At 41.1% G+C, this 20,399-nt stretch carries 20 protein-coding genes and 1 tRNA gene; 17 read left to right on the forward strand and 4 right to left on the reverse strand.

What is annotated here, in order from left to right; all coding sequences use genetic code 11:
• The first annotated feature begins 1 nt into the window (after position 1).
• The 12 genes from leuB (at position 2) to RYK12_RS01870 (ending at position 12,900) form a co-directional block, all read left to right on the forward strand.
• On the forward strand, positions 2-1,039 hold the full coding sequence (gene leuB / locus RYK12_RS01815; RefSeq protein ID WP_261086271.1) for a 3-isopropylmalate dehydrogenase: 1,038 nt from the start codon (positions 2-4) through the stop codon (positions 1,037-1,039).
• The gene (locus RYK12_RS01820; protein WP_314846615.1) at positions 1,036-1,305 is read left to right on the forward strand and encodes a DUF1294 domain-containing protein; all 270 of its coding nucleotides are present in this window, start codon (positions 1,036-1,038) and stop codon (positions 1,303-1,305) included. Before leuB ends, RYK12_RS01820 begins: the two co-directional genes overlap by 4 nt.
• 3 nt (positions 1,306-1,308) lie before the next feature.
• Positions 1,309-2,691, forward strand: a complete 1,383-nt coding sequence (gene leuC / locus RYK12_RS01825; RefSeq protein WP_314846616.1) for a 3-isopropylmalate dehydratase large subunit — start codon at positions 1,309-1,311, stop codon at positions 2,689-2,691.
• Positions 2,692-2,700: 9 nt separating this feature from the next.
• A complete protein-coding gene (gene leuD, locus RYK12_RS01830) occupies positions 2,701-3,294 on the forward strand; it encodes a 3-isopropylmalate dehydratase small subunit (protein WP_314846617.1) in 594 nt (197 codons plus the stop codon).
• A 27-nt stretch (positions 3,295-3,321) separates the two neighbouring features.
• Positions 3,322-4,101: a Sua5/YciO/YrdC/YwlC family protein gene (locus RYK12_RS01835; RefSeq protein WP_314846618.1), complete on the forward strand. Its 780-nt coding sequence runs from the start codon at positions 3,322-3,324 to the stop codon at positions 4,099-4,101.
• Between the two features lie 198 nt (positions 4,102-4,299).
• Positions 4,300-5,286: a GMP reductase gene (locus RYK12_RS01840; RefSeq protein WP_218493478.1), complete on the forward strand. Its 987-nt coding sequence runs from the start codon at positions 4,300-4,302 to the stop codon at positions 5,284-5,286.
• A gap of 66 nt (positions 5,287-5,352) precedes the next feature.
• Positions 5,353-5,424: transfer RNA gene (locus RYK12_RS01845), tRNA-Arg, on the forward strand.
• Between the two features lie 182 nt (positions 5,425-5,606).
• A complete protein-coding gene (gene rnc, locus RYK12_RS01850) occupies positions 5,607-6,305 on the forward strand; it encodes a ribonuclease III (RefSeq protein WP_000661487.1) in 699 nt (232 codons plus the stop codon).
• Positions 6,296-9,835 carry a chromosome segregation protein SMC gene (gene smc, locus RYK12_RS01855; protein WP_314846619.1) on the forward strand — a complete coding sequence of 1,180 codons (3,540 nt, stop codon included), beginning with the start codon at positions 6,296-6,298 and terminating at the stop codon, positions 9,833-9,835. The genes rnc and smc overlap by 10 nt, the downstream gene beginning before the upstream one ends.
• A 143-nt stretch (positions 9,836-9,978) precedes the next feature.
• Complete coding sequence (locus RYK12_RS01860) at positions 9,979-10,914, forward strand: bifunctional riboflavin kinase/FAD synthetase (RefSeq protein ID WP_314846621.1); 936 nt, start codon at positions 9,979-9,981, stop codon at positions 10,912-10,914.
• A gap of 151 nt (positions 10,915-11,065) precedes the next feature.
• The gene (locus RYK12_RS01865; protein WP_261015661.1) at positions 11,066-11,839 is read left to right on the forward strand and encodes a nucleotidyltransferase domain-containing protein; all 774 of its coding nucleotides are present in this window, start codon (positions 11,066-11,068) and stop codon (positions 11,837-11,839) included.
• 8 nt (positions 11,840-11,847) lie between these two features.
• The gene (locus RYK12_RS01870; protein WP_261009808.1) at positions 11,848-12,900 is read left to right on the forward strand and encodes a hypothetical protein; all 1,053 of its coding nucleotides are present in this window, start codon (positions 11,848-11,850) and stop codon (positions 12,898-12,900) included.
• 125 nt (positions 12,901-13,025) lie between these two features.
• Here the strand turns inward: RYK12_RS01870 and RYK12_RS01875 are convergent, their stop codons facing one another.
• From RYK12_RS01875 to RYK12_RS01885, 3 genes are read right to left on the reverse strand one after another with little or no spacing between them, the layout of a single operon-like run.
• Positions 13,026-13,841 carry a TIGR03943 family putative permease subunit gene (locus tag RYK12_RS01875; protein ID WP_314846622.1) on the reverse strand — a complete coding sequence of 272 codons (816 nt, stop codon included), beginning with the start codon at positions 13,839-13,841 and terminating at the stop codon, positions 13,026-13,028.
• Positions 13,838-14,743, reverse strand: a complete 906-nt coding sequence (locus RYK12_RS01880) for a permease (RefSeq protein ID WP_314846623.1) — start codon at positions 14,741-14,743, stop codon at positions 13,838-13,840. The genes RYK12_RS01875 and RYK12_RS01880 overlap by 4 nt, the downstream gene beginning before the upstream one ends.
• Positions 14,744-14,875, reverse strand: a complete 132-nt coding sequence (locus tag RYK12_RS01885) for an SPJ_0845 family protein (protein WP_004234728.1) — start codon at positions 14,873-14,875, stop codon at positions 14,744-14,746.
• Positions 14,876-15,030: 155 nt separating this feature from the next.
• On the opposite strand from RYK12_RS01885, the gene RYK12_RS01890 reads away from it, so the two are divergent.
• The 4 genes from RYK12_RS01890 (at position 15,031) to RYK12_RS01905 (ending at position 18,878) form a co-directional block, all read left to right on the forward strand.
• Entirely contained in the window at positions 15,031-15,252 is a 222-nt protein-coding gene (locus RYK12_RS01890) for a hypothetical protein (RefSeq protein WP_314846624.1), read from the forward strand.
• 729 nt (positions 15,253-15,981) lie between these two features.
• Positions 15,982-18,111 (forward strand): Tex family protein, encoded by a 2,130-nt coding sequence (locus RYK12_RS01895; RefSeq protein WP_314846625.1) that lies wholly within the window; start codon positions 15,982-15,984, stop codon positions 18,109-18,111.
• The gene (locus RYK12_RS01900) at positions 18,098-18,547 is read left to right on the forward strand and encodes a SprT family protein (RefSeq protein ID WP_314846626.1); all 450 of its coding nucleotides are present in this window, start codon (positions 18,098-18,100) and stop codon (positions 18,545-18,547) included. Before RYK12_RS01895 ends, RYK12_RS01900 begins: the two co-directional genes overlap by 14 nt.
• A gap of 58 nt (positions 18,548-18,605) precedes the next feature.
• Complete coding sequence (locus tag RYK12_RS01905) at positions 18,606-18,878, forward strand: PspC domain-containing protein (RefSeq protein ID WP_001085044.1); 273 nt, start codon at positions 18,606-18,608, stop codon at positions 18,876-18,878.
• Between the two features lie 137 nt (positions 18,879-19,015).
• Here RYK12_RS01905 and RYK12_RS01910 read toward each other — a convergent pair whose 3' ends face one another.
• On the reverse strand, positions 19,016-19,213 hold the full coding sequence (locus tag RYK12_RS01910) for a hypothetical protein (RefSeq protein ID WP_125452115.1): 198 nt from the start codon (positions 19,211-19,213) through the stop codon (positions 19,016-19,018).
• Between the two features lie 426 nt (positions 19,214-19,639).
• On the opposite strand from RYK12_RS01910, the gene RYK12_RS01915 reads away from it, so the two are divergent.
• Positions 19,640-20,398 (forward strand): ABC transporter ATP-binding protein, encoded by a 759-nt coding sequence (locus RYK12_RS01915; protein ID WP_000173372.1) that lies wholly within the window; start codon positions 19,640-19,642, stop codon positions 20,396-20,398.
• Position 20,399 lies beyond the last annotated feature (1 nt).

Consider the following 20,399-nt stretch of genomic DNA (forward strand, 5'->3'; position numbering starts at 1 on the left):
TATGACAAAGAAAATAGTAGCTTTAGCAGGGGATGGAATCGGCCCAGAAATCATGGGGGCTGGTTTAGAGGTTCTGGAAGCTCTAGCTGAAAAAACAGGCTTTGACTATGAAATAGACAAACGACCTTTTGGAGGTGCAGGTATCGATGCTGCAGGGCATCCCTTACCTGATGAAACCCTCAAGGTATGTCGTGAAGCAGATGCCATTCTCCTAGCGGCTATCGGTAGTCCCCAGTATGATAGTGCAACGGTTCGGCCTGAACAAGGCTTGCTAGCTCTCCGTAAGGAACTCAATCTCTATGCTAATATTCGCCCTGTTAAGATTTTTGAGAGTCTCAAGCATTTGTCACCACTAAAATCAGAACGAATTGCTGGGGTGGACTTTGTCGTTGTGCGGGAGTTGACAGGCGGGATTTACTTTGGGGATCATATTCTTGAAGAAAGAAAAGCGCGTGATATCAACGACTATAGCTATGAGGAAGTGGAGCGGATTATTCGCAAGGCCTTTGAAATCGCAAGAAATCGCAGAAAAATCGTTACCAGCATCGATAAACAAAATGTTCTAGCGACCTCAAAACTCTGGCGGAAAGTAGCTGAGAAGGTCGCACAGGATTTCCCAGATGTGACCTTGGAACACCAGCTGGTGGACTCAGCTGCCATGCTCATGATTACCAATCCTGCTAAGTTTGATGTCATCGTGACAGAAAATCTTTTCGGAGATATTCTCTCTGATGAATCAAGCGTTCTATCTGGCACACTTGGGGTTATGCCATCAGCCAGTCATTCTGAAAATGGACCAAGTCTCTATGAACCTATTCACGGTTCAGCACCTGATATTGCTGGTCAAGGAATTGCCAATCCTATCTCCATGATTTTATCAGTGGCCATGATGTTGAGAGATAGTTTTGGACGTTATGAGGATGCAGTGCGTATCGAGCGTGCTGTTGAGGCAAGTTTGGCAGCTGGAATTTTAACGAGAGATATAGGAGGACAGGCTTCGACCAAGGAAATGACGGAAGCTATTATTGCAAGGTTATGAAGTTAGACGAAAAAATTACTCTAGTCCTTTTGATTTGGAATGTCATTGTTTTCTTGATTTATGGTATTGACAAATCTAAGGCGAGGAGAAGAGCTTGGCGCATCCCAGAGAAAATCTTACTTATTTTAGCTTTTACTTGTGGTGGTTTTGGTGCCTGGCTAGCAGGAATCACTTTTCACCACAAGACTCGAAAATGGTACTTTAAAACAGTTTGGTTTCTCGGGATGGTGACCACGCTAGTAGCCTTATATTTTATTTGGAGGTAATGGATGGCAGGAAAATCGATTTTTGATAAATTATGGGACCGTCATGTCATCACAGGAGAAGAGGGGCAACCTCAACTCATGTATGTAGACCAGCACTATATTCACGAGGTGACCAGTCCTCAGGCTTTTCAAGGATTACGAGACGCAGGACGCAGATTGAGACGGCCAGACTTGACATTTGGAACCTTTGACCACAATGTCCCGACGGTCAATATCTACGATATTCGAGATGTTATTTCTAAGGCTCAAATTGATAAGCTAGCTGAAAATGTTGAGGAGTTTGGGATTGAACATGCGGCCCACGGTTCTGAAAAGCAGGGGATTGTTCATATGGTTGGTCCAGAAACAGGAAGAACCCAACCAGGGAAGTTCATCGTCTGTGGAGACAGCCATACGGCAACCCACGGAGCTTTCGGAGCAATCGCTTTTGGAATTGGGACCAGTGAGGTTGAGCATGTCTTCGCTACCCAGACACTCTGGCAGGTCAAACCCAAGAAAATGCTGATAGAATTCACTGGAGTTCCTCAAAAAGGAGTTTATTCCAAGGATTTCATTTTAGCCTTGATTGCCAAGTACGGCGTTGCCTGTGGTGTTGGCTATGTGGTGGAATATCGGGGACAAGCGATTGATGTACTGAGTATGGAAGAGCGAATGACCATCTGCAATATGTCCATCGAGTTTGGTTCTAAGATGGGAATCATGAATCCGGACCAAACCACCTATGATTATCTAAAGGGACGAGAATGTGTTCCAGAGAACTTTGAAGAGGCTGTAGCTGATTGGAAAACAATTGTCAGTGATGATGATGCTGTTTATGATAAGGTTATCCAGATGGATGTTTCAGACTTGGCTCCTATGGTGACCTGGGGAACAAACCCTGCTATGGGAGTTGACTTTGACAGTAGTTTTCCAGAAATTAAGGATATGAATGATGAACGAGCTTATCATTACATGGACTTGGAACCTGGTCAAAAGCCAGCGGACATTGAACTAGGCTATATCTTTATTGGATCTTGTACCAATGCTCGTCTCAGTGACTTGCAACTGGCTGCGCGATTTGTCAAAGGGAAGAAGATAGCTCCTAATTTAACAGCTATCGTAGTTCCAGGCTCTCGTCCTGTCAAACGAGCTTCTGAGAAGTTGGGCTTAGACAAGGTCTTTCTAGATGCTGGTTTTGAGTGGAGAGACCCAGGTTGCTCTATGTGCCTAGGAATGAATCCGGACAAGGTTCCTGATGGTGTCCACTGCGCCTCAACAAGCAACCGCAACTTTGAAGACAGACAGGGATTTGGTGCTAAGACCCATCTCTGCAGTCCAGCCATGGCAGCAGCAGCAGCTATTGCAGGACGCTTTGTAGATGTTCGGCAAATGCCAGAAGCTCAGTAAGGAGAGGATATGGAGAAATTTACAGTTTATACGGGAACGACCGTTCCTCTCATGAATGATAACATCGACACCGACCAAATCCTACCCAAGCAGTTTCTCAAGTTAATTGATAAAAAAGGCTTTGGTAAGTACCTCATGTATGCTTGGCGTTATCTGGATGACAACTATACTGAGGACCCAGACTTTGTCTTTAATAGACCTGAATATCGGAAAGCCAGTATTCTCATCTCAGGGGATAACTTTGGGGCAGGTTCTTCGAGGGAACACGCAGCTTGGGCTCTAGCTGACTATGGTTTTAAAGTCGTGATTGCGGGATCTTTCGGTGACATTCATTACAATAATGAACTCAATAATGGCATGTTGCCTATTGCACAGCCTAGAGAGGTTAGAGAGAAACTAACCCAGCTAAAACCAACCGACCAGGTAACTGTGGACTTGGAACAACAAAAAATCATCTCACCAATTGGAGAATTCACTTTCGAAATCGATAGCGAATGGAAACACAAACTCTTAAATGGTTTGGATGATATCGGTATTACCTTGCAGTATGAAGATTTGATTGCTGCTTATGAAAAACAACGACCAGCCTACTGGCAGGATTAGAAGAAAAATAGAAAAGGAAATAGAACTATGACAAAACACATTCAATGGAACGGAACACTTTCACAAGAAGGCTATGACATTTTAAAAGGTGAGGGCGGTTGTATTGTTTGCCCTACAAAAGTTGGTTACATCATCATGACTAGTGACAAGGCAGGACTTGAGCGTAAGTTCGCAGCCAAAGAACGCAATCGTAACAAACCAGGTGTTGTTCTCTGTGGTAGCATGGATGAGCTTCGTGCTTTAGCACAACTCAACCCAGAAATTGAAGCCTTCTACCAAAAACATTGGGACGAAGACATTCTTCTTGGTTGTATCCTTCCTTGGAAACCAGAAGCTTTTGAAAAACTCAAAGCATATGGGGATGGGCGTGAAGAACTGATGACTGACGTGCGTGGTACTAGCTGTTTCGTTATCAAGTTTGGGAAAGCTGGTGAACAATTAGCTGCCAAACTTTGGGAAGAAGGCAAGATGGTCTATGCCTCATCTGCAAACCCATCTGGAAAAGGAAACCGTGGTAAGGTAGAAGGTATCGGAGAACGTATCGAAGGAGCAGTGGATCTTGTCATTGAAGCAGACGATTATGTGGCATCTATCCAACCAGACAAAACAATTGAAACTCGCTATGAGCAAGGCGTGATGGTGTCTATGGTTGATAAGGACGGCAAACTCATCCCAGAACAAGGAGGAGCACGTTCAACTTCACCAGCTCCAGTTGTAATTCGTAAAGGGCTTGACATTGATAAAATCATGATGCACCTGTCAGATAGATTTAACTCATGGGACTACCGTCAGGGAGAGTATTATTAGAATGTAGAGGAAGTGGGGAGAAAATAATCTCTCCTCTTTCTTTTATTTATACAAGTAAATTCCGAACTATATATTTTAATTTATAAAATAATTTGACAAAAACCTTACTTTGATTTATAATTAATTAAGGAAACGTCGGAAAAGACGTAGAGATGCGCAAGCATAGGTAGGTCATTACAAAAGAAACGAGACATCGATATGTTAAATGAATTTCCAATTTTTGATTACGAAGATATTCAATTGATTCCAAATAAATGTGTCATTAAAAGCCGTGCAGAAGCAGATACAAGTGTCACTCTAGGAAATCACACCTTTAAACTACCTGTTGTGCCAGCTAATATGCAGACGATTTTGGATGAAAATGTAGCAGAGCAACTGGCTAAAGGTGGTTACTTCTACATTATGCATCGTTTTGATGAGGCAGGACGCATTCCTTTTATTAAACGCATGCACGAGCAAGGGCTCATTGCTTCTATATCTGTTGGTGTTAAGGACTACGAGTATGATTTCGTTAGCCAGCTCAAGGCTGATGCTCCTGAGTACATCACTATTGATATTGCCCATGGTCATGCGGATAGCGTGATTTCTATGATAAAACACATCAAGAAAGTATTGCCAGATACTTTTGTCATTGCTGGAAATGTGGGAACACCAGAAGCTGTGCGTGAATTGGAAAATGCTGGTGCAGATGCTACTAAGGTTGGTATCGGTCCTGGTAAGGTTTGTATCACAAAGGTCAAGACAGGTTTTGGTACAGGTGGTTGGCAGTTGGCTGCTCTCCGCTGGTGTGCTAAGGCTGCACGTAAACCGATTATTGCTGATGGAGGAATTCGTACTCATGGCGATATTGCCAAGTCTATCCGCTTCGGTGCCAGCATGGTCATGATTGGTTCCCTCTTTGCAGGACACATCGAAAGTCCAGGGAAAACGATTGAAGTTGATGGTGAACAGTTCAAAGAGTACTATGGTTCAGCTTCACAATATCAAAAAGGTGCTTACAAAAATGTGGAAGGCAAACGTATCTTGCTTCCTGCTAAAGGTCATCTGCAAGACACTTTAACTGAGATGGAACAAGACCTTCAAAGTGCTATTTCTTATGCAGGTGGACGTGAGGTTGCTGACCTTAAACACGTTGATTATGTTATCGTGAAAAACTCTATCTGGAATGGGGATGCTTCCCACTAAGACGGGCTATCTCACTAGAAAAAAACTTGTTATTAGAGCAAATTTCTGTTATAATAAAACAAGTTTCCACCCTTAGTGTAATGGATATCACGTAAGATTCCGGTTCTTGAGATGGGGGTTCGATTCCCTCAGGGTGGATGTAAACATCCTAAAAAGCCTTTAGTAGGGCTTTTTTCTTTATCCTGCCTCAAATTTTTCCCTAAAACTGAAAATCATATTCTATAGAATGCCCAAATGCTTTCCAGTCCCGTTTTAAAGTGACTCAGGGGGCTTTTTTTGATATAATAAAAAGGACTGTTATCAGTTAGAAAGAGGTTGGTATGAAAGAATTACAAACTGTACTAAAGAACCATTTTGCAATCGAATTTGCAGACAAAAACTTACTGGAAACTGCCTTTACTCATACGAGTTATGCCAATGAGCACCGCCTCTTAAAAATTTCACACAATGAACGCTTGGAATTTTTAGGAGACGCTGTTCTACAGTTATTGATTTCAGAATATCTGTATAAAAAATATCCTAAAAAGCCTGAGGGTGACTTGTCTAAACTCCGTGCCATGATTGTCCGCGAGGAGAGTTTAGCTGGTTTTGCGCGTGATTGCCAGTTTGATCAGTTTATCAAACTTGGTAAAGGGGAAGAAAAGTCTGGTGGACGCAATCGTGATACCATTCTTGGTGATGCCTTTGAAGCCTTTCTTGGTGCCCTTCTTTTGGACAAGGATGTGGCCAAGGTTAAGGAATTTATCTATCAAGTCATGATTCCTAAGGTTGAAGCAGGCGAATTTGAGATGATTACAGACTACAAAACCCATCTCCAAGAGTTGCTTCAGGTCAATGGGGATGTGGCTATTCGTTATCAGGTGATTTCTGAAACAGGGCCTGCTCACGATAAGGTTTTTGATGTAGAAGTTCTCGTTGAAGGTAAGAGCATCGGTCAAGGTCAAGGTCGTTCTAAGAAATTAGCAGAGCAGGAAGCTGCCAAAAATGCCGTTGAGAAAGGGCTGGATTCATGTATTTAAAGGAAATCGAAATTCAGGGATTCAAGTCTTTTGCTGACAAGACCAAGGTCGTCTTTGACCAAGGTGTGACGGCAGTTGTTGGACCCAATGGATCTGGAAAGTCGAATATTACAGAAAGTCTGCGTTGGGCCTTGGGGGAGTCCAGTGTTAAGAGTCTCCGTGGGGGCAAGATGCCAGATGTCATCTTTGCTGGAACAGAGAGTCGCAAACCGCTCAATTATGCTTCTGTGGTTGTGACTTTGGATAATCATGACGGATTTATCAAGGATGCAGGTCAAGAAATCAGGGTAGAACGCCATATCTATCGTAGTGGAGATAGCGAATACAAGATTGATGGCAAGAAAGTCCGTCTGCGTGATATCCATGACCTTTTCTTGGATACAGGTTTGGGACGAGATTCCTTTTCTATCATTTCCCAAGGCAAGGTTGAGGAGATTTTCAACTCCAAACCTGAGGAACGTCGTGCTATTTTCGAAGAAGCTGCAGGAGTTTTAAAATACAAGACTCGCAGAAAAGAAACTGAGAGTAAACTGCAGCAAACTCAGGATAATCTAGACCGCTTAGAGGACATTATCTACGAGTTGGATAATCAAATCAAGCCTCTTGAGAAACAAGCTGAGAATGCCCGTAAGTTTCTAGACTTGGATGGTCAACGTAAGGCCATTTATTTAGATGTTTTGGTTGCTCAAATCAAGGAAAATAAGGCTGAACTAGAGTCAACAGAAGAAGAGTTAGCACAGGTTCAGGAACTCTTGACGAGCTACTACCAAAAACGGGAAAAATTAGAGGAAGAAAATCAAACTCTTAAAAAGCAACGCCAAGATTTACAGGCTGAAATGGCCAAAGATCAGGGCAGTTTGATGGACTTGACTAGTCTGATTAGTGATTTAGAGAGAAAATTAGCCCTATCTAAACTGGAATCTGAGCAAATAGCTCTGAATCAACAAGAAGCACAGGTACGCTTGGATTCTTTAGAAGAAAAGAGAATTGCCCTCAGTCAAGAGAGGTCTGTAAAAGAAGCTAATCTGGCTCTATTAGAAGAAAGTTTCGCTGAAAATCATGGAAAACTCAATCGTTTAGAAGCTGAATTGCTAGCTTTTTCAGATGATCCTGATCAGATGATTGAACTCTTACGTGAACGCTTTGTGGCGCTTTTACAGGAAGAAGCCGATGTCTCAAACCAGTTGACCCGTATCGAAAACGAGTTGGAAAATAGTCGTCAGCTTTCTCAAAAACAAGCAGATCAATTAGAAAAGATGAAAGAACAGCTGGCTACAGCTAAGGAGAAGGCTAGTCAGCAAAAAGAAGAACTTGAAACTGCCAAGGAGCAGGTTCAGAAATTATTGGCCGACTACCAAGCTATTGCCAAGGAGCAAGAGGAGCAGAAAACTTCCTATCAAGTTCAACAAAGTCAACTATTTGACCGTCTGGACAATCTCAAAAACAAGCAGGCCAGAGCTCAGAGTTTGGAAAATATTCTGAGAAATCATAGTAACTTTTATGCAGGTGTTAAGAGTGTTCTCCAAGAAAAAGCCCGACTTGGTGGGATTATTGGGGCAGTCAGTGAGCACCTGACCTTTGATGTGCATTATCAAACTGCCCTAGAGATTGCCTTAGGGGCAAGTAGCCAGCATATCATCGTAGAAGATGAAGAGTCGGCAACCAAGGCTATTGATTTTCTCAAACGAAACAGAGCTGGTCGTGCAACCTTCCTTCCGTTGACAACTATCAAGGCGCGTACGATTTCTAGTCAGAATCAAGATGCTATCGCAGCAAGTCCAGGATTTCTGGGTATGGCAGATGAGCTGGTTACTTTCGATAATAGGTTGGAAGCCATTTTCAAGAACTTGCTAGCTACGACGGCTATCTTTGATACCGTAGAACATGCGCGTGCAGCTGCTCGCCAGGTTCGTTATCAGGTTCGTATGGTGACTTTGGACGGTACAGAGTTGCGCACAGGTGGTTCCTATGCAGGTGGAGCTAATCGTCAGAACAACAGCATCTTCATCAAGCCAGAACTGGAGCAATTACAAAAAGAAATTACTCAAGAGGAAGCAAGTCTTCGTTCAGAAGAAGTGGCTTTGAAGACCTTACAAGACCAGATGGCTAGATTGACCGAATCATTAGAAGCTATTAAATCTCAGGGAGAACAGGCACGTATTCAGGAGCAAGGCTTGTCCCTCGCTTATCAGCAGACCAGTCAGCAAGTTGAAGAGCTAGAAACTCTTTGGAAACTCCAAGAAGAGGAATTAGATCGTCTTTCTGACGGAGATTGGCAAGCGGATAAGGAAAAATTCCAAGCACGCCTTGCTACTATTTCCAGTGACAAGCAAAATCTGGAAGCTGAGATTGAAGAAATTAAGTCTAACAAAAATGCCATCCAAGAACGTTATCAGAACTTACAAGAACAGGTAGCGCAAGCTCGTCTGCTTAAGACAGAACTGCAAGGGCAAAAACGTTATGAAGTGGCTGATATTGACCGCCTAGGCAAGGAATTGGATAATCTGGATATTGAACAAGAAGAAATCCAGCGTCTTCTCCAAGAAAAGGTTGATAATCTGGAGAAGGTTGATACAGAATTGCTCGGTCAACAGGCTGAATCAGCCAAAACTCAGAAAACAAACCTCCAACAAGGTTTGATTCGCAAGCAGTTTGAGTTGGATGATATTGAAGGTCAGCTGGATGATATTGCTAGTCATTTGGACCAGGCTCGCCAGCAGAACGAGGAGTGGATTCGCAAGCAAACACGTGCTGAAGCTAAGAAAGAAAAGGTCAGCGAGCGCTTGCGTTATTTACAAAGTCAATTAACAGACCAGTACCAGATTAGCTATACTGAAGCTCTAGAAAAAGCGCATGAGTTGGAAAATCTCAATCTGGCAGAGCAAGAGGTTAAGGATTTAGAAAAGGCTATTCGCTCACTGGGTCCTGTCAACTTGGATGCTATTGACCAGTATGATGAAGTTCACAACCGTCTGGACTTCCTAAATAGCCAGCGAGATGACATTTTGTCAGCGAAAAACCTGCTCCTTGAGACCATTACAGAGATGAATGACGAGGTCAAGGAACGCTTTAAATCAACCTTTGAAGCTATTCGTGAGTCCTTTAAAGTGACCTTTAAACAGATGTTTGGAGGAGGTCAGGCAGACTTAATCTTGACTGAGGGAGACTTGCTGACAGCTGGGGTTGAGATTTCTGTTCAACCACCAGGTAAAAAAATCCAGTCGCTTAACCTAATGAGTGGTGGTGAAAAAGCCCTATCGGCTCTTGCCTTGCTATTCTCCATTATCCGTGTCAAGACTATTCCATTTGTTATCTTGGATGAGGTAGAGGCTGCGCTTGACGAAGCCAATGTTAAACGTTTCGGGGATTACCTCAATCGATTTGACAAGGATAGCCAGTTTATCGTCGTAACCCACCGTAAGGGAACTATGGCAGCGGCTGATTCCATCTATGGAGTGACTATGCAAGAATCAGGTGTTTCAAAAATTGTTTCGGTGAAGTTAAAAGATTTGGAAGAAACAGTAGACTAGTTACCAAACGATAGCATCTCTTAGGAGGTGCTATTTTTTAAAACTAACATCTTGAATGATTTTTTAAGGTCAGTTCAGGGGCAAAAAACGACATTTGGGCTTTCCTTTTAGCGAAAAGGCTTTCTCTATGATATAATAGTTTCATGATTACAACAGTACCTATAAAAAATGAAAAAGACATCGCAGTACCGGATAAAACAGTTCTTGTATTAGGCTATTTTGACGGTATTCATAAGGGACATCAGAAGCTTTTTGAAGTAGCTAGCAAGGCTTCTATGAAAGATTATCTACCAGTTGTCGTGATGACCTTTACAGAGTCTCCTAAGCTTGCTTTGCAACCGTACAAGCCAGAATTAATGCTTCATATTGTCAGCCATGAAGAACGGGAACATAAGATGAAATGGCATGGAGTAGAGGCTCTTTTCTTACTTGACTTTAGTAGTAAATTTGCTAGTTTAACGGGTCAAGAGTTCTTTGATACCTATGTTAGAGCATTAAAACCAGCGATTATTGTAGCGGGATTTGATTACACGTTTGGTTCTGATAAGAAAACTGCGGATGATTTGAAGGACTATTTTGATGGAGAAATCATCATTGTTCCTCCTGTTGAGGATGAAAAGGGGAAAATTAGTTCTACTCGTATTCGTCAAGCTATTCTTGATGGAGATGTCAGGGAAGCTGGTCATTTACTTGGCACTCCTCTACCGTCACGTGGAATGGTTGTTCATGGGAATGCTCGTGGACGGACTATCGGTTACCCAACAGCAAACTTAGTTTTAAGAGATCGAACCTATATGCCAGCAGATGGTGTTTACGTAGTCGATGTCGAAGTACAGCGTAAAATATACCGTGGAATGGCGAGTGTCGGGAAAAATGTTACTTTCGATGGAGAAGAGCCACGTTTTGAAGTCAATATTTTTGATTTTTCAGATGACATTTACGGTGAAACAGTCATTGTTTACTGGTTAGACCGTGTCCGTGAAATGGTCAAATTTGACTCTGTTGAAGAACTGGTAGATCAACTCCAGAAGGATGAAGAAATTGCTCGGAATTGGAAGGATGGATATTCTGTCATTTAAAGGTCTCAGGTATAGAAAACGTCTGAAAAAGCTACTAGATGGATTAGTTATTTTGGTAGTAGTTTTGATAGTTTGATACAAAGCACTTTCAGTCCTCCTAGTTTCCTATTTTAGTAACTGTTTATGTTCAAATTATAGACGAGGCTTTATTATGCAAACGCAAGAAGAAATGAATGTACTGGTACCTGAAAAATTAGCAGAAATTGAGCGTGATTTCGATGTCACAGTTTTGTGGGCTATTGAGTCTGGTAGTCGTGCATGGGGCTTTGAGTCTCCCGATAGTGACTTTGATGTACGATTTATCTACAAACACAAGCAAGATTTTTATCTCCGTTTGAATGAACAGCGCGATGTTATCGAACTACCAATTGACGATACTTGGGATGTGAGTGGCTGGGATTTAGACAAGACTTTAAAACTCCTTTATAAGTCTAATCCTACACTGTTTGAATGGTTACAGTCACCAATTGTTTATCAACAAACAGATTTTATCGAGCACATACGTCCACTTGCAACCCAGTATTTTTCTGAGAAAAAAATGCTGTACCATTACTTGAACACTGCAAGAACTCAAATGAATAAGTATCTTTCAGGAGACAAGGTCAAACCTAAAAAGTATTTCTATGCGCTGCGTCCTATTTTGGCTTGTCGCTGGATTGAAAAATATCATTCTGTTCCACCGATTTTGTTTGATGATTTGGTCAAAGAATTACTTCCGTCTCAAATGCAGGAGCATGTTTCAAGCTTGCTAGACATTAAGATAAATGGGTCTGAAGGTATGGAAATTGATCCGATAATGCCAATTCAGTACTACATCATCAAAAACATCAAAGAGCTGGATGCATACGTTCAAAGTGTTACCGAGGTGAAGAAAGACTGGAAAGCTCTAAATCAATTTTTTCTTGAAGAATTAGGGCATGACTGAGGTTGTTTATGGGTAAATGGACATGTAAATGCGGGCAAGCGATGAACGACCATAGAACGCCTGATCCAAATGCTTATTCGGTATACTCGGATGAGTTGTTAGTAGAAATCATGAATAAAAAAGATGGTAATGATTCAATTTCTTATGAAGACATTTCAGAGGCGTCATTTTATATGTGGAAGTGCCCTGAATGCGGTAGTTTCATGGTTTTTGGCGAAGACGGAGATGGAGATCGCTTTACTTTTTATGAACGCCAAGAAGTTGAAAAGGTCGAGCCTCTCTTTGATCCGGATCAAGAATTAAATCTCGTTGTTGTTGAGTTTCAGGAGGGAGCAAATGGATATACTTATATCTGCGATGACCCAAATATCCATATTGGGCATGCTGTTATTGTCCCAGTAGGAAAGGAAAATACTGAAAAAACTGCATTAGTTGTGCAGAAGTATCATGCCCTACCAAAGGATATTACTTTTCCTGTTGAAAAGTTAAAACGTGTCATTCGTAGGTATTCACATTTCGACCCATTCACTTCGAAAATCATTTGTAGAAATTTAATTAATCTTGGAAGAATTTTTGATGCTTGCTCTAAAAACGCTAAACCTGCGCCTCAGCAAACATATTACGTTATCAAAACTCCCTTAGGCTATTTCTGGTTAGAATTAAATGGAGTTCCTATTCCAATGAAAATCACACAAATTCAAGTCAGCGATAAAAAGTACCAGGTAGACAGGGCCCTTTATATAAAGCCTTCAGAGATTAACTGTAGAAAATTCTATGAACTGGAGTTGTGTGCTGATTTTGATATTGATGCCTCGAGATGGATCGATGTTCTCTCGGATGAAAACGTTTGGGGCAATAGCTGGGAACTAAATGGCCTTCAATTTGGTATTACTGCTGGGGAATCTCCAGAATTTGAAGACGAAGTTGTTGCAAGAAAATATAGTCGTATTCCACTTTATTATGACTGGCACCCTGAATTTGAAGATTATTATGGATTCAGCTTAGCTTGGAAAATATATGAGTCTGATAGAGATTTGTCAATAGATTTTTATACAACATAAGAAAGTTATAAAACATCAAAAATGACATCTTACTATAGACTATTTAACAAAAAACGAACAGGCTCTTTTTCTGTCATTCAGAAGAGAACTTGTTCGTTTTGTTTTTAATGGATTTAGTTTGCTTTTTAAAACACGCGATACACATAGGGATTCTCTGGTTTATCGACTTTGGTAAAGCTATCGATTTCCAAGGTTGGGAGGTTTTGTTTGAGTTCTTTATGATAGTGATTGACCAGTTTTCCTTTGGCTGTTATCCAGGTGTTATTCTCATACTGACGGGTATTTCCCTTGGTCAGCAATCCATAGACACCGGAATCTGCGATACAGTGGATAATGCCGAAGCGGAACAGAAATTGACTATCAGCATGACTGGGGTCGTTATAGACAAAGCCTGTGAACTGGACTGTCTTGCCCTCAAACTCATCTGGATAGTCGTAGATAGCCTCCATGACTTCCATATAGTTTTCGTTAGTAATGTAAATGCTATCTTGGGACAAGTATTTATCCGCCGCCGTTCGCATTTCCTTTTCATAGGCTGATTTTGAAAAATAAGAACTGGTATCTGGTTTCAAATATTGGCTTGTCGTCCCTTCACTGGTCTGAATGGCTTGATCCGTGCCTTCTGATAAGGGGAAATGATAGCCTTTGGCAGAAACGGTCTGAGAATCCAAGCTAACAGTTGGAAAAGTTAAGCCGACGACAATAGGAATAGCCAGAAGAGCAATACTCGCCACCTTCGCCAATCGGCTGTTCAGATGAGTGTGGGTTTTGACTTGCTTCATCCAGATATACAATTGAACAATTGCCAAAATAAAGGAAAGTACCATGGAAATATAGGCCAGATAGGAATAGTGCATGTTGATGTACTGGTTTAATTTGCCCGACAGATGGAGATAAATGGTCAGTTCAAAATAGCCAGCTAAAACTAAAAATCGAATCATAGAATGACTCCAATCAAGAGAGAATAGACTAAGACAACGAGTGTCACAATCGTAATGAAGTGACTGATAAATCGTACTTTCAAGTAATTTTTCATCATGAGAATATTTTTGATATCCAGCATTGGGCCAATGACGAGAAAGGCCAAAACTGGTGCTAAGCCGAAACTCGAGAGAAGAGAAGCCCCGATAAAAGCATCGGCTTCACTACAGAGCGAAAGAAGAAAGGCCAAAAGCATCAAGAGCAGGATGGCAAAAAGAGGGGTTGCGCTGATAGAAGTCAGAATCCGAGTCGGAACATAGACCTGTATCATAGAGGCAAAGAGACAGCCGAATACCAAATAACGTCCCGTATCAAAAAATTCATCAATTGCTTGCACAAAGACCTGAAAAACTTTTTTTGCAGGGCTCAAGTGAGAAAAATCGTGCTCATGACAGGCCAAACGATTTTCTTTTTGAATCGGTTCTTGCCAGAAAAATCCTAGAAAAATCCCAAGTATCACAGCTACAAGAATGGAACCTAGAGCTCGTAACAGAGCGACATGGAAGGAGTTGCCAAAGGCAGAATAGGTCGCAAAGAGAACAATGGGATTGATGACAGGTGCTGTTACGAGAAAGGGAATGGCCGTGTAACTGGGAACCTTTTTTTCCAGAAAACGATTGATAATGGGGACAATCCCACATTCACAAGAAGGGAAAAGCATCCCGACAAAGGTCCCAAAAAAGATTCTCCCCCAACGATTTCGAGGGAGAAAATGATAAACCTTATCAGGTGTGATATAAACCTCAATTAGCCCTGAAACAATACTTCCTATTAGTACAAAAGGTAATGCTTCAATGATTATAGAGAGAAAAATGGCTCCAGTCTGAAGCACACTAGACGGGAGTTGTTGGAAAGCAGTCATCTAGTTTTTCTTTTCTGCTTTGGCTTTTTTCTCTTTGTCATCAGGGAAAGTGACTTGTTTCAAATCAGGGAGTTTCGCAAACTCTTCAAACATCTTGTCCAAGTCATCCGTTTTTGTAAATTTTACAGCCATAGGTGTACCTCGATTCTAAATTCTACCTCTATTATACTATTATTTTGAGGAAAAGGGAAAAGTTAAAATTGAGTATCTAACGAATAATAGAACGTGATATATCCTAATATACACTATGATTGTGATATAATAATTGTGGAATAACAGAGGAAATTATGGAACATAAAAAGATCCGTCAGGTTACTGACGAAGTAAAAGAAATTTTTAATATTGTTCTTGAAGCTAGTGATATCAAAGTTAACAAAGAAGGTTTAAGAAGTCATATGTTGAAACGGCATCATAATGATGTGATTCATCATATCGAAGATCTGGAACTTATACTAAGTAATCCAGATTTCGTTGGGGTCAATCCACGAGAGAAAGATGCTAGTTTTTAATATGTTAAAAGATTTGATGATAATGTTCTTGTTGCCATCAAGTTACTTAAAAGTGGAGATTTCTTTTATGTTCCGACCATGTATCGCTTACAAGATTTCAAGTTACAAAGTCGTATTAAGTCTGGTAGATTGAGAAAGATTGACAAAAAAAGTAGATAGTGCTAGAATAACATTAACGAAAGACATTTGAGGGCAGAAAGGTTCCTGCCGCACCTTGAAAAAGGTATCTGAGATGCTGGGTACACCGACCAGCCAAGTGTCCGTTATTTCAAAGGAGGGGCTTAAATGCTCCTTTTTTATTTAAAATTTTAAAATAGATTACACCCACCGCAGGCTCAGACTTGCGGTTTTTTATTTCTCAAAAACACGCATTTTGATCGATTAGAAACAGAAATTACAATCCTATTCTTCAAAAAAGCGTTTTCTTAAAGAATAGAGAGGAAGAATCGTGGCGCATTATTGTCAAAAATAAAAACAGTACAATTAATCACTTATCCTTTTGTCAACTATTAGAATTAAATTGCAACCTTCTTAATAATGCGGGTCCCAGAACTGGCTATTATGCCAGAGCCATTAAATACTTTTGATGTCAGGGATTGGTTAAAAAAGGTGGCAATACTCTCTAAGTACAAGTTATTGCACTATAGAATATAAATCTATTCCCCACATATTGTTTTTAAATACTGTAAGAGCTAATTTGAAACGTATAGCTTGTGGTATAATAGATTCATGGATAAAAAATATGAAAAAATCTCCCAAGATTTGGGAGTGACGTTAAAGCAAATTGATACTGTTCTAAGTTTGACAGCTGAAGGGGCTACTATTCCCTTTATCGCGCGTTATCGCAAGGACATGACTGGTAGTCTGGATGAGGTGGCAATTAAGGCCATTATTGACTTGGATAAAAGTCTGACCAACCTCAACGACCGTAAGGAAGCTGTTTTAGCTAAGATTCAAGAACAAGGCAAGCTGACCAAGGAGTTGGAAGAAGCTATCTTAGCTGCCGAAAAATTAGCAGACGTTGAAGAACTCTATCTTCCTTACAAGGAAAAGCGTCGGACCAAGGCAACTATTGCTCGTGAAGCTGGACTCTTCCCACTTGCTCGCTTGATTTTGCAGAATGTAGCTGGCTTAGAGAAGGAAGCTGAAAAGTTCGTCTGTGAAGGATTTGCGACTGGTAAGGAGACCTTGGCTGGTGCAGTTGATATCTTGGTCGAAGCCTTATCGGAAGATGTCAATTTACGCGCTCTAACTTATCAGGAGGTGCTGAGACACTCTAAACTCACTTCTCAAGTCAAGGATGAAAGTCTTGATGAAAAGCAGGTTTTTCAGATTTACTATGATTTTTCTGAGACAGTTGGAAATATGCAAGGCTATCGTACTTTAGCCCTCAATCGTGGGGAGAAGCTAGGTATTTTGAAGGTAGGTTTTGAACATGCGACGGACCGTATTCTTGCCTTTTTTGCTACTCGTTTCAAGGTGAAGAATGCCTATATTGATGAAGTGGTTCAGCAATCTGTTAAGAAAAAAGTCTTACCTGCTATCGAGCGACGTATTCGGACAGAATTGACTGAGAAAGCGGAAGAAGGAGCTATCCAACTCTTTTCGGACAACCTACGCAATCTCCTCTTGGTTGCTCCTCTGAAAGGGCGCGTGGTTCTTGGATTTGACCCTGCCTTTCGTACAGGTGCCAAGCTAGCTGTCGTAGATGCAACGGGTAAAATGCTGACAACTCAGGTCATTTATCCTGTTAAACCAGCATCAGCTCGTCAAATCGAAGAAGCCAAGAAAGAGTTGGCAGACTTGATTGGTCAATACGGCGTGGAAATCATTGCCATCGGAAATGGTACTGCTAGTCGTGAAAGTGAAGCCTTTGTGGCGGAAGTTCTTAAAGATTTTCCAGAAGTCAGCTATGTTATCGTCAATGAAAGTGGTGCTTCGGTCTATTCTGCCAGCGAACTTGCTCGTCAGGAATTTCCAGACTTGACCGTTGAAAAACGCTCTGCCATTTCTATCGCCCGTCGTTTGCAAGATCCGCTTGCAGAATTGGTCAAAATCGATCCTAAGTCAATTGGTGTCGGTCAGTATCAGCACGATGTCAGCCAGAAGAAATTGTCTGAGAGTCTGGACTTTGTCGTGGATACCGTGGTGAACCAAGTTGGTGTCAATGTCAATACAGCCAGTCCTGCTCTTCTTTCACACGTAGCTGGACTCAACAAAACTATCTCTGAAAATATTGTCAAATACCGCGAAGAAGAAGGAAAAATCACTTCACGCGCTCAAATCAAAAAGGTTCCTCGTCTGGGGGCCAAGGCTTTTGAACAGGCAGCTGGTTTTCTTCGTATCCCTGAAAGTAGCAATATACTTGATAATACAGGAGTTCACCCAGAAAATTACGCTGCCGTTAAGGAACTTTTCAAACGTTTGGACATTACAGACTTGAATGAAGAGGCCCAAAGTAAACTCAAGTCCCTTTCAGTCAAGGAAATGGCGCAAGAACTAGACCTTGGTCCAGAAACTCTTAAAGATATCATTGCAGACCTTCTCAAACCAGGTCGAGATTTTCGTGATTCCTTTGACGCACCTGTGCTTCGCCAAGATGTCCTAGATATCAAGGACTTAGTGGTTGGCCAGAAACTAGAAGGTGTGGTGCGTAACGTTGTTGATTTCGGTGCCTTCGTTGATATCGGGATTCACGAGGACGGCTTGATTCATATTTCCCATATGAGTCGGAAGTTTATCAAGCATCCCAGCCAAGTGGTATCCGTTGGTGATTTGGTAACGGTTTGGGTTAAGAAAATTGATACTGAACGTGAAAAAGTCAATCTGTCGCTAATCGCTCCAAATGAAACTGACTGATTACGTTAAGCAGGTTTCACTAGAAGACTTCGGCAGACCTTTTATCCATCATGCCCAGTGGAATAGGCGTCTACGTTCGACAGGTGGGCGATTTTTCCCAAAAGATGGGCATTTGGATTTTAATCCCAAGGTTTATCAGGAACTGGGTCTGGATGTTTTTAGGAAAATTGTCCGACATGAACTCTGTCATTATCACCTCTATTTTCAAGGGAAGGGATATCAACACAAGGATCGGGATTTTAAGGAACTGTTGAAAGCAGTGGATGGATTACGCTTTGTGCCCACCTTGACAAATAGCAACTCCAAACCAATTAAGCTCTATCGTTGCCAATCCTGCCAGCAAAGGTATCATCGCAAGCGAAAGATTGATATCAAACGCTATCGCTGTGGACTTTGTCGAGGTAATTTGCTACTAATAAATCAGCCTGAGGACTGATGAAAGCCGAGCCTACCCGTGATATACTATGTCTAACCTAGCAGAAAGAGGAAATATCATGAACAGTAAATTTTATAAAATGAGACGAAATCGCATGATTTCAGGAGTTCTGGCAGGTCTGTCAGACAAGTGGAACTTTGATGTTACCCTTGTTCGTTTTCTATTTGCTATTTTTACAGTCGCAAACTTTGGACTTGGCGTGATTATCTATATCATCCTAGCTTCTATCATGCCTACCAAGGAAGAAATTGAAGCAGAAATGTACGGAACAGGTCCACGCAAACGCAAAGAAGCCCAAGCCATTGACGATAATGAAGGCTGGTTTTGGTGAGGTTTAACAAAAGATTTGGAATAAGCAAAAAGCTTTAAATCAATAGTCTAAACTGCTTGATTTAAAGCTTTTTTACTTTTAATAAGATTTTCTCAGCCTCATATACAAATTAAAAATAATATTTTGAACTCATGTTTCTAATCTGATTTTTCATGCTGAGACAATACATTTTTTGAAAAATGATGGATGCTGATAACAACTGATAGCCAGCAAATAGCATAAGCAGTAGCTGTAAATTCTGTACCGATAAAGTATGTTTTTTCAACTAAGAGCTGACCGATGAATGGAGAGAGGAGATAGAGAATTCCGATGAGTATATGTTCTTTATGTTTCATTAAAGCGCACCTTCTTTCCTTATAGGTAGTTCGATTTGAAAGTGTTGAATTTAATGGTATGTTATCTAGGTAAGCTTACTCAAATGATAGTTCCCGCTTCCTCCTTTCCAAAGTAAGCCTTTTCACACTTATATTTTACAATTTAAAAAACAGGAAATCAAATCATTTTCTAAGTAATTTTGCCTACATTTCCCCAATCTTACAAAAATGTAAGATTAAAGTCTCTTTTGTAAGGTTAGGTTATGGCAAGCGATCTTTTTTTGATGTAAACTAGACTCATAAAGAACAAAGGAGTAACATCATGAAACAAATCTTACATAAGAAAACAAGAAAACCAAGCCACAAAGATATCGAGCGCGTTCAGCTGGGATGCGCTATGATGCAAGCAACATTTCATTTGATGGGATATTAAGAAAGGAGATTCTCATGACACTTTTAGATGTAAAACACGTTCAAAAAATTTACAAAACACGTTTTCAGGGCAACCAAGTAGAGGCCCTCAAGGACATTCACTTTACCGTGGAAAAGGGTGACTACGTTGCCATCATGGGTGAGTCTGGTTCTGGTAAATCAACTCTTCTCAATATTCTAGCTATGCTGGATAAACCAACTCGTGGTCAGGTTTACCTGAATGGAACAGACACCGCAACCATTAAAAATTCACAGGCTTCTAGCTTCCGTCGTGAAAAATTGGGCTTTGTCTTCCAAGATTTTAACTTGCTAGATACTCTGTCTGTTAAGGACAATATCTTGCTTCCGCTTGTCTTGTCAAGAAGACCTATTACGGAGATGATGAAGAAATTGGTGGTGACAGCTGAGAATCTAGGCATCAACCAATTACAAGAGAAGTACCCTTACGAGATTTCTGGTGGTCAGAAACAGCGTGTAGCAGTAGCCCGCGCCATCATCACAGAACCTGAAATTCTCCTTGCGGATGAGCCAACAGGAGCCCTTGATTCCAAGTCATCTGCAGCTCTTCTTGATGTTTTTGATGAAATCAATGAGCGCGGCCAAACCATTCTCATGGTAACCCACTCAACGGCAGCAGCTAGCAGGGCTAAACGCGTACTCTTTATCAAAGACGGCATTCTTTACAATCAAATCTACCGTGGAGAGAAAACAGAGCGTCAGATGTTCCAAGAAATCTCTGATACCTTGACTGTCATGGCAAGCGAGGTGAATTAGT

The sequence above is a fragment of the uncultured Streptococcus sp. genome (assembly GCF_963518475.1).
In the GTDB taxonomy this organism is placed as follows: domain Bacteria; phylum Bacillota; class Bacilli; order Lactobacillales; family Streptococcaceae; genus Streptococcus.

What these genes read in the sequence shown, in the direction of transcription:
- RYK12_RS01840 (WP_218493478.1), top strand. Translation starts at nt 4,300, where the DNA reads ATGTTAAATGAATTTCCAATTTTTGATTACGAAGATATTCAATTGATT.
- RYK12_RS01860 (WP_314846621.1), top strand. Translation starts at nt 9,979, where the DNA reads ATGATTACAACAGTACCTATAAAAAATGAAAAAGACATCGCAGTACCG.
- RYK12_RS01875 (WP_314846622.1), bottom strand. Translation starts at nt 13,841, where the DNA reads ATGATTCGATTTTTAGTTTTAGCTGGCTATTTTGAACTGACCATTTAT.
- RYK12_RS01905 (WP_001085044.1), top strand. Translation starts at nt 18,606, where the DNA reads ATGAACAGTAAATTTTATAAAATGAGACGAAATCGCATGATTTCAGGA.
- RYK12_RS01915 (WP_000173372.1), top strand. Translation starts at nt 19,640, where the DNA reads ATGACACTTTTAGATGTAAAACACGTTCAAAAAATTTACAAAACACGT.
- rnc (WP_000661487.1), top strand. Translation starts at nt 5,607, where the DNA reads ATGAAAGAATTACAAACTGTACTAAAGAACCATTTTGCAATCGAATTT.
- RYK12_RS01885 (WP_004234728.1), bottom strand. Translation starts at nt 14,875, where the DNA reads ATGGCTGTAAAATTTACAAAAACGGATGACTTGGACAAGATGTTTGAA.
- RYK12_RS01835 (WP_314846618.1), top strand. Translation starts at nt 3,322, where the DNA reads ATGACAAAACACATTCAATGGAACGGAACACTTTCACAAGAAGGCTAT.
- RYK12_RS01900 (WP_314846626.1), top strand. Translation starts at nt 18,098, where the DNA reads ATGAAACTGACTGATTACGTTAAGCAGGTTTCACTAGAAGACTTCGGC.
- RYK12_RS01820 (WP_314846615.1), top strand. Translation starts at nt 1,036, where the DNA reads ATGAAGTTAGACGAAAAAATTACTCTAGTCCTTTTGATTTGGAATGTC.
- leuB (WP_261086271.1), top strand. Translation starts at nt 2, where the DNA reads ATGACAAAGAAAATAGTAGCTTTAGCAGGGGATGGAATCGGCCCAGAA.
- RYK12_RS01870 (WP_261009808.1), top strand. Translation starts at nt 11,848, where the DNA reads ATGGGTAAATGGACATGTAAATGCGGGCAAGCGATGAACGACCATAGA.
- leuC (WP_314846616.1), top strand. Translation starts at nt 1,309, where the DNA reads ATGGCAGGAAAATCGATTTTTGATAAATTATGGGACCGTCATGTCATC.
- smc (WP_314846619.1), top strand. Translation starts at nt 6,296, where the DNA reads ATGTATTTAAAGGAAATCGAAATTCAGGGATTCAAGTCTTTTGCTGAC.
- RYK12_RS01895 (WP_314846625.1), top strand. Translation starts at nt 15,982, where the DNA reads ATGGATAAAAAATATGAAAAAATCTCCCAAGATTTGGGAGTGACGTTA.
- RYK12_RS01865 (WP_261015661.1), top strand. Translation starts at nt 11,066, where the DNA reads ATGCAAACGCAAGAAGAAATGAATGTACTGGTACCTGAAAAATTAGCA.
- RYK12_RS01890 (WP_314846624.1), top strand. Translation starts at nt 15,031, where the DNA reads ATGGAACATAAAAAGATCCGTCAGGTTACTGACGAAGTAAAAGAAATT.
- RYK12_RS01910 (WP_125452115.1), bottom strand. Translation starts at nt 19,213, where the DNA reads ATGAAACATAAAGAACATATACTCATCGGAATTCTCTATCTCCTCTCT.
- leuD (WP_314846617.1), top strand. Translation starts at nt 2,701, where the DNA reads ATGGAGAAATTTACAGTTTATACGGGAACGACCGTTCCTCTCATGAAT.
- RYK12_RS01880 (WP_314846623.1), bottom strand. Translation starts at nt 14,743, where the DNA reads ATGACTGCTTTCCAACAACTCCCGTCTAGTGTGCTTCAGACTGGAGCC.